Origin of the sequence: Gordonia phosphorivorans, from assembly GCF_042432625.1 — a bacterium.
GTDB classification, from domain to species: Bacteria; Actinomycetota; Actinomycetes; order Mycobacteriales; family Mycobacteriaceae; genus Gordonia; species Gordonia phosphorivorans.
In genome coordinates, this window is the sequence record NZ_JBHLWV010000054.1 from 23,879 (window position 1) to 32,058 (window position 8,180).

Sequence of the window (8,180 nt, forward strand, 5' to 3'; positions counted from 1 at the left end):
TCAAGGCTGAATACCTACGGGACTTCAGCCTAACAGCATCTCGGCGCGCCGGAGACCAACACTCCCGTGCGATCAGTTGCCGGGCGCGCTCACCGTGATCGACGCCGCACCCTGACCGGTGCCGTAGGCGCCCGAACGACCCTGCGCCTCGGCCGCCAACGCCAGGATCACGGTGAGTCGGCCGGTCTGTTCGTTCACGTCGTCGACGGTGGACAGGGAGTTGCCCAGCCCGGGATCCGAACGCACCACGGCGATCGGCGCGCCGCCGTCGGCGGAGCCGGTCCGACCGGCCAGCACGCCGCCCTCGCCGCGCTGCGCGAGCGCCGCGGCCAACCTGCCGACCAGTTGCCCTTCGGCGCCGGAATCGGCGGGCATGGAGCCGCCGGTCATCACCACGACCAGATCGGCGGGCTTGACCGTGCCGTCGGCGTAGTCGAGGAAGCCGCCCGCGCGCAGCGTCTGCAGCACCGTGGAACGGTCCTGCTCGGGCACCGGGCGCGCCTGCTCCCGCACCAGCAGCGCCGAGCCGAGCAGATCACCCAGCCGGGAGCCGGAGTCGGAGAAGTCGGTCCGCAGCTGCTGCCCGGCCGGCACCGACTGGTCGATGATGGTGGCCAGTTTGGCCGCGTTCTCGTCGCGCACCAGGTTGGTCCGCAACGCGATCTGGCCGGAGAAGCTCGCCCCGGCATCGCCGAGCAGCGCCTTGACCGCTTCGGTGTCGTTGTCGGCGGCCGTCGGTGCGGTCACCACGAGGACGGACTTTCCGACGAGCGTGCGACCCACCAGCTCGGGCGTGACCGCCGTCAGGAAGCCCTGGTCCACGTTCACCTGCCGGGCCAGGGCCTCGCGCTCGGCCTCGGCGGTGCCCAGCCGGTCGCGCTCGGTGCCGGTCAGCTGATTCACCCGGTCCCCGATGAACCCGGAGCCGAGGAACAGGCCCAGCGCCAACGCCAGAAAGACGGCGATCAGCGAGATGGCGTGCTGGCGCAGTGAGATCATCCGTTGCTGTTTCCCAGCCCGCTGACCCAGCCGGTCACGTGGTCCCACTGCGTCCCGAACCAGTCGGTCACGGTGCCGTCGCCGGTGGTCACCAGCAGCGCCACGATCAGCACCAGCATGGCGGCCAGCAGCAGCATGGCGATCACCGCGCCGCTGACCCGGCTGCGGTACAGCGTGGCGACGGCCTTCGCGTCGACGAGCTTCTGCCCCACCTTCAGGCGGGTCAGGAAGGTCGACGGGATCTGGTCGCGACGGCTGCGGTCGAAGAAGTCGCTGAGGCCGCCGCCCAGACCGACGGTCACGATCAGGTCGGCGTCGTGGAAGTCGGCCAGGAGCAGGGCCAGATCGCCCGCGGAGCCGACGGCCGGGAAGGTGGTGGCACCGATGCCCAGGTCCTGGATGCGCTCGAGCCCGACCGCGTGGCCGTCCGGGTCGGCCGGCAGCACCACTTCCGCACCCGACTTCAGGGTCTCGACCTTCAGTTCATCGGGGTCGCCGACGATGACCGCGGGCTTGTAGCCTGCCTTCATCAGCGTGTCCGCACCGATGCCCACGCCGATCATGATCGGCTGATACTCCTTGATGAACGGCTTGATCGCCTTCAGGTCCGCGACGCGGTCGGAACCGTCGCCGACCACCACCACGTGGCGGCCTTCGAGCTTCACGCCCAGTTTCGGAACGCCCACGCCGTCGATGAGCAGCGGCGACTCGCTGCGGATGAACTCGATGGAGTTGCCGGAGAAGGCTTCCAGATGGTCGACCAGGCCGGTCTTGGCCTCGAGCATCCGGTCGGCGACGGCGCGCTCGTCCAGTTCCGCGCCGCGCGCGACCACCCGGTCGCCGAGGTAGAGCCGGTTGTCGTGCAGGCGCAGCTTGGCGCCCTCCTTGACCCGGGCGAAGACCTCCGGCCCCACCTCGTCCAGAAGGGGAATCCCCGAGGCGGCCAGCACCTCCGGGCCGAGATTGGGATAGCGGCCGGTGATCGACGACGAGGCGTTGACCACCGCCACCACCTCGGCCTCCACCAGCGCGTCGGCGGTGAGGCGATCGAGATCCACCTCGTCGAGGATGACGATGTCACCCGGACCCACCCTGTCGACCAGACGCTTGGTCTTCTTGTCGATCCGCGCGATACCGGTGGTACCGGGCAGATCTTCGGTGCGGCGCGAGAGCAGAGCTGGCATCCTCATGGACCCGATCTTGGGCCGCCCCCCGCCAGAAGACCGGGAGGCGCGCCGTAACAACGGCAACATTTGTCACACAAGCAGCACAAACCTCTTCCGCCGCAGCGGCCCCGGTGGTATCGCCTCAGCTCGCCTCCGGCGTGGCCCGCGCGGCCTCGGCGGTCTGCAGCAATTCCTCGGCATGTGCGCGACCGGTGTCCGAATCCCCCAGCCCGGCCAGCATGCGCGCGAGCTCGGCGACGCGTTCGGCGCGGTCGAGATCGGTGAGCGTCGAGGTCTGTCGTCCCTTGCTGCCGCCGCCCACCTTGCCGATCACCAGATGGTTGTCGGCGAACGCCGCCACCTGCGGAAGATGGGTCACGACGATGACCTGGTGCCGCCGGGCCAACCGCGCCAGCCGCGCACCGATCTGCACCGCGGCCCCGCCGCCCACGCCGGCATCGACCTCGTCGAACACCATGATGCTGCCGGAGTCCGGCTCGGCCAGCACCACCTCGAGGGCCAGCATCACGCGGGAGAGCTCACCGCCGGAGGCGGACTTCGCGATCGGCAGCGGTCGCGCGCCCTTGTGCGCCACCAGGCCGAACTCGACGCGGTCGGCGCCGTCGCCGCCGGCCGTCGTCCGGTGTCCGTCGACCTCGATCGCCAAACGCTCGTCATCGGCCGCGGACAGGACCACCGAGACCGCGAGTTCGCTGCCGCCCATGGCGAGCCCGGCCAGTTCCGCGGACACCTTGGTGCCGAGCTTCCCGGCCGCCGTGGCCCGCACCTTGTGCAGCTTGCCCGCCAGTTCCGCGACCTTCGCGCGCTCGGTCTCCGCCCGGGCGGCCAGTTCCTCGACCGAACTCTCCGGGTCTTCCAGCTCGGCGAGCCTGCGGCGCGCCTCGTCGGCCCAGGCGATGACCCCGTCGATGTCGGCGGCGTACTTGCGCGTGAGCAGTTTCAGTTCGCCCTGCCGGGTCAGCAGCGCGTCGAGGTCGTGGGCGTCGCTGGGCAGCGCGGACAGGTAGGCGGACAGCTCCTCGCCGAGATCGTTGACCACGACGAGGGCCTCCGCGACCCGCGGCAGCAACTCGCGCAGCGCATCGTCGTTGGAGCCTTCCAACAGCGAACGCACCGACCCCAGTCCGTCGAGGACACCGGCCGACATGCTGCCGTCGCCGGAGACGATCGCGTGCGCCCCGGAGGCGGCGGCCCGCAGGTCCGCCAGGTCGGTGAGCCGCCGGATGGTGGAGATCAGTTCGGCGTCTTCGCCCGGCTCCGGCGCCGAGGCGTCGATCTCCTCCAGACCGAAGCGCAGCCGGTCCGCTTCCCGGGCCAGTGCGCGCGAATCGGCGCGACGCCGATCCAGCTCGTCCAAGGTGGTGATCCACGCCGTGCGCGCCGCGCGGTACTTCGCCAGCAGCTCGACGGCGCGTTTCCCGGCGAAGCGGTCGAGCGCGGCGCGTTGCTGATCCGGGCGGGCCAGCCGCAGCTGATCGTTCTGGCCGTGAATGGCCAGCAGTTCCCCGGTGAGATCGCCGAGGGTGGCCGCCGGTACCGAACGTCCACCCAGATGGGCCCGGGATCGCCCGTCGGCGCTCACCGTGCGGACAGCGATGACGGTGTCGTCGTCGTCGAGCTGTGCACCGGTGGCCTCGAGCACCTCGTCGATCTTCGGAGTCCGTTGCGCCGCGGCGGGCAGCCGGAACCGGCCCTCCACCACCGCGCGCTCATCGCCGGTGCGGACGCGGCCGGCGTCGGCCCGCGCCCCGGACAGCAGGCGCAGGCTCGTCACGATCATCGTCTTACCCGCGCCGGTCTCGCCGGTCAGCACGGTGAAGCCCGGCGCGAACTCCGCCGTCGCCGACTCCAGCACGCCGAGTCCGCGAATCGACAGCTCTTCGAGCACGCTCTCCTCAGCTCCTTCCGCGCCACCCGGTCACGGGCAGCGAGAACTTGGTGACCAACCGGTCGGTGAACGGTTCCGAACCGATCCGAACCCAGCGCAACGACGTCTGGGCGCGCACCGCCTCGACGCGGCCGCCGGCCGGGACTTCCAGAATCCGGCGACCGTCGCACAGCGCCACCGCGGGCCGACCGTGCGCGTCCACTTCCACCGCGATGCGGGAGCGGGGACTGGTCACCATCGGCCGCGCGAACAGCGCGTGCGCGTTGCTCGGCACCACCAGGATCGCCTCCAGGTCGGGCCACATCACCGGTCCGCCGGCGGAGAAGGCGTACGCGGTGGAACCGGTCGGCGTGGCGATCAACAGACCGTCGGCGCCGAACGCCGAGACCGGGCGACCGTCGACCTCGGTGACCAGTTCCAGGACACCGTTGTGCGAGCGGTTCTGCACGGCCACTTCGTTGAGCGCCCAGGTGCGCCCCAGGACCGCACCGCCCTGATTGTCGAGCACGGTCACGTCCAGGACCATGCGCTCCTCCACGCAGTAGTCGCCGGAGACCACGCGGTCGAGCACCTCGTCGATGCCGTGCGCCTCCGCCTCGGCCAGGAAACCGATGTGTCCCAGATTCACGCCGAGCAAGGGCACTTGCGCCGGATAGGCCAGTTCGGCCGCACGCAGGAAGGTCCCGTCGCCACCGAGCACCAGCACGAGCTCGCAGCCCACGGCCGCCTCCGGCCCGGCGTGCACCAGCTCCACCCGCGCACCGGAGGCACGCAGTTCCGACGGATCCAGCGGATGCCACGACGCGTCTTGGCTGACGGCGGGCTGGCGCGTGTCGTGATGCAGCACGCGCATGGTGATCCCCGCTTCGCCGCAGCGACGGCTCACCGTCTCCAGCGTGCCGGTCACCACGTCGCGGCCGGTGTGGGCCACCACCAGAAAGGTCCGATCGGCAACGGCCGACGATTCTTGCGCACTCACCGCTACCTCCTCGAAGTCTCGTGCATGCGTCATTGCGGTCCGCGGGCCACGGCCGCCTCGATCAGTTCCACGGTATCGGCCACCGCCGACAGCTCCGTGTCCGCATCCGGCTTGTGCAGCCACAGGAAGTACTCGACGTTCCCGGACGGCCCCGGTAGCGGGCTGGCCTCCACCGCGCGAGTCACCAGGCCGAGTTCGGCCGCCGCCGCCGCCACCTGGGCCACGGCATCGGCGCGCAGCGCCGGGTCGCGCACCACCCCGCCGGAGCCGACACGTTCCTTGCCCACCTCGAACTGCGGCTTGACCATGGGCAGGTAGTCGCCGCCGGGCCGCAGGCACGAGGCCAGGGCCGGCAGCACCAGCTTCAACGAGATGAACGACAGATCGGAGACGATCAGGTCCACCGGTCCGCCGATCATCTCGGGCGTCAGGTGCCGCACGTTGGTGCGGTCGTGCACGTGCACGCGGTCGTCGCTCTGCAGCCGCCACACCAACTGGCCGTAGCCGACGTCGACGGCCTCCACCTCGCGGGCGCCGGCCCGCAGCAGCACGTCGGTGAATCCTCCGGTCGAGGCGCCCGCGTCGAGGCAGCGCCGACCGTCCACCCGAACCCCGAGGGGCTTGAACGCCGCCAGTGCGCCGAGCAGTTTGTGCGCACCGCGGGAGGCCCAGTCGTCGGTGTCGCCCTCCACCACCAGGATCGGTGTATCGCGCGCGACGTTGGTGGCCGCCTTCGCGGCCACGGTGCCGTTCACCTTCACCTTGCCGTCGTCGATCAGTTGCCGGGCCTGTTCACGGGAGCGGGCCAGACCGCGCCGAACGAGTTCGGCGTCCAGGCGTGCACGCGCAGCCATCAGCGGCTCCCGCCGCGCGTGTGCTCAGCCACGGCCGACCTCGTCGAGCGCGGACACGAGGGCATCGTGTGCTGCGGTCAGCAGTTCCGCCTGGCGGGCGACCGCGGCCAGGCGGAAAGCACCGTCGAGTTCGGACCGAATCTGCTCCACCTGCGTCAGCAGACCGTCGACCTGCCCCGCCACCGGATGATCGGCGGGGTCGGGTGGCGGTGCCGTGGCGCGGGCCGCCCGGGCGGCCAGGGCCGCGGGCGACGGGGTGCTGTCGGGTCCGGTCATGACCTGCCCAGGCTATCGCACACCGTGGTCAGCGACTCTCGGCGAGGCCGAGCTCGACCAGCAACGACATCGTGCGCTCGTCGCTGGAATTGATCCGCAGGTCCAGGTCGCCCACCTCCGCCGTCCAGATCGCGTGTGCCAACGCCGGCAACAGCGTGGCGGCCTCGACGCCGCCGAGCGGCTCCGCCGACACCCGGTTCTCCAGCACGGTGATCTTCCACCGCGCCTGCGGACCGATCCGCAGGTGCGACGCGGGAACGTCCAGCTCCGACAGGTCACGCGCCACGAACGTGGGACGTTGCTCCACCGACGCCGCCAGCAGCGCGGCGGCCGAGGACACCCCGGTCAACACCAGCACGCTGTCGATGCCGACGGTGTTCGCGCCCTCGATGTCGGTGTTCAGGCGATCGCCGATCATCAGCGGTCGACTGCTGCGGCTGCGCGCCAGTACCTCCCGCATGATCGGTGCGGCGGGTTTCCCGGCCACCACCGGCTCGGAGCCGGTGGCCGCAGCCACCGCGGCGACCATCGAGCCGTTGCCGATCATCAGTCCGCGCTCGGTGGGCAGCGTCGTATCGGTGTTGGTGGCGAACCATTGCGCGCCCGCGGCGACGGCGAGCGCCGCCTCCGACAGCTGGGCCCACCCGGTCTTCGGCGAATGCCCCTGGATCACCGCGGTGGGGCCGTCCTCCGCCGACTCCACCGGCTGCAGGCCAACGGCGCGGATCTCCTCGCGCAGCGCGTCGGCGCCGACGACGAGCACCTTGCTCCCGCCGGCGATCCGATCGGCGACCAGGCGTGCGCCCACCTGGGCGCTGGTGACGACAGCCTCCGCATCGGCGTCGAAGCCGAGCGACCGCAGGTGCTCGGCCACCTCCGTCGCCGACCGGCTGGCGTTGTTGGTCACGTAGTAGCACTCGCGCGGACGCGAGCCGACCAGGTCCAGTGCACCGGGCAGCACAGCGCTTCCCTCGTACAGGGTGCCGTCCAGATCGAACAGCAGTGCGTCGTACTCGGCGGGCAGCACCGAGTCCCCGTCGCTCGCGACGGGGGCCTCCTCCGCGAAGCCGGGGGCACCGTCCAACTCTTCGTTCAGCAATTCCGCAAGCGCGAATTCGGCGTCTGTCGCATCGTCGACGTCCGCGGCCGCCGCGTTCTGGTACCAGACCAGCGCCTGCGCCTTGCGACCCGCCGCAGACAAGGCACCAGCGTAGGCGCTGAACAGGCGGGCGGCCTCGGTGCCACTGCGCCCGGCCCGCAGATTCTGGCCCTCGAGCACCCGGATGGCGCCCTCGGCGTCACCGAGGTCCAGGTGCGCCCCGGCCTCGACGATGGACAGCTCGACGGCTTCCTCGCCGGCCAGAGCCTGACCCTCGGGGCTCTGCGCCACCTCGATCGCTCGTTCCGGGCGTCCCAGACCGCGTTCGCAGTCCGCGATCAGCGGCAGGAGTGCGTCACCGTCTCCGGAGATCCGTCGCGCCGCCCGCAGTTCCGACAGCGCCTCCTGCCATTGGCCCGCGTAATAGGCGGCGATACCGGCGGTCTCGCGCACCACCCCGACCCGCGCCGCGCGGGCGCGCGCCGCCCGTGCGTGTTCGAGCGCCAGTTCCGGATCCTCGGCGAGCAGTTCGCCGACGGCCACCAGGTGCCGAGCGACCCGATCGGCGGTCGACTTGTCCAGGCCCTGCAGATCCCGACGCACTTCGGGATCGAGGTCGCCGGCTTTGATCCCGTCCGGGAGGACCGGATCGGAGTCGCCGCCCGGCACCTGCGTATCGCGCTTACTCATGGCCTCTAATCTATTCCGCCCACCCATCGCGGGCTAATCGTTCCGCCTGCTCCCCGTGGTCCCGGGATGCGAAATGGCCCCCGAACCAGTGGTTCGGGGGCCATTTCAAGTTGTGTTCGGCGGTGTCCTACTCTCCCACACTGATTAGGGTGCAGTACCATCGGCGCTGGTGGGCTTAGCTTCCGGGTTCGGAATGGAGCCGGGCGTT

7 protein-coding genes and 1 rRNA gene are annotated in these 8,180 nt (G+C 70.9%); all 8 read right to left on the reverse strand.

Translation table 11 applies throughout. The annotated features are described in order from the left end of the window. Positions 1-72: 72 nt before the first annotated feature. Positions 73-999 (reverse strand): copper transporter, encoded by a 927-nt coding sequence (locus ACFFJD_RS17110; RefSeq protein ID WP_382366360.1) that lies wholly within the window; start codon positions 997-999, stop codon positions 73-75. Next, positions 996-2,183, reverse strand: coding sequence for a putative cytokinetic ring protein SteA (steA, locus tag ACFFJD_RS17115; RefSeq protein ID WP_382366379.1), 1,188 nt, complete (start codon positions 2,181-2,183; stop codon positions 996-998). Before steA ends, ACFFJD_RS17110 begins: the two co-directional genes overlap by 4 nt. A gap of 124 nt (positions 2,184-2,307) precedes the next feature. Beyond that, positions 2,308-4,074, reverse strand: a complete 1,767-nt coding sequence (gene recN, locus ACFFJD_RS17120; RefSeq protein ID WP_382366362.1) for a DNA repair protein RecN — start codon at positions 4,072-4,074, stop codon at positions 2,308-2,310. Positions 4,075-4,081: 7 nt separating this feature from the next. After that, complete coding sequence (locus tag ACFFJD_RS17125; protein WP_382366364.1) at positions 4,082-5,086, reverse strand: NAD kinase; 1,005 nt, start codon at positions 5,084-5,086, stop codon at positions 4,082-4,084. Next, a complete protein-coding gene (locus ACFFJD_RS17130; RefSeq protein ID WP_382366366.1) occupies positions 5,083-5,907 on the reverse strand; it encodes a TlyA family RNA methyltransferase in 825 nt (274 codons plus the stop codon). The genes ACFFJD_RS17125 and ACFFJD_RS17130 overlap by 4 nt, the downstream gene beginning before the upstream one ends. A 24-nt stretch (positions 5,908-5,931) precedes the next feature. Further along, positions 5,932-6,183: a hypothetical protein gene (locus ACFFJD_RS17135; protein ID WP_382366368.1), complete on the reverse strand. Its 252-nt coding sequence runs from the start codon at positions 6,181-6,183 to the stop codon at positions 5,932-5,934. A gap of 28 nt (positions 6,184-6,211) precedes the next feature. After that, a complete protein-coding gene (locus tag ACFFJD_RS17140) occupies positions 6,212-7,972 on the reverse strand; it encodes an HAD-IIA family hydrolase (protein ID WP_382366370.1) in 1,761 nt (586 codons plus the stop codon). A gap of 114 nt (positions 7,973-8,086) precedes the next feature. Beyond that, positions 8,087-8,180 (reverse strand): 5S ribosomal RNA (rrf, locus tag ACFFJD_RS17610); the annotation flags it as partial.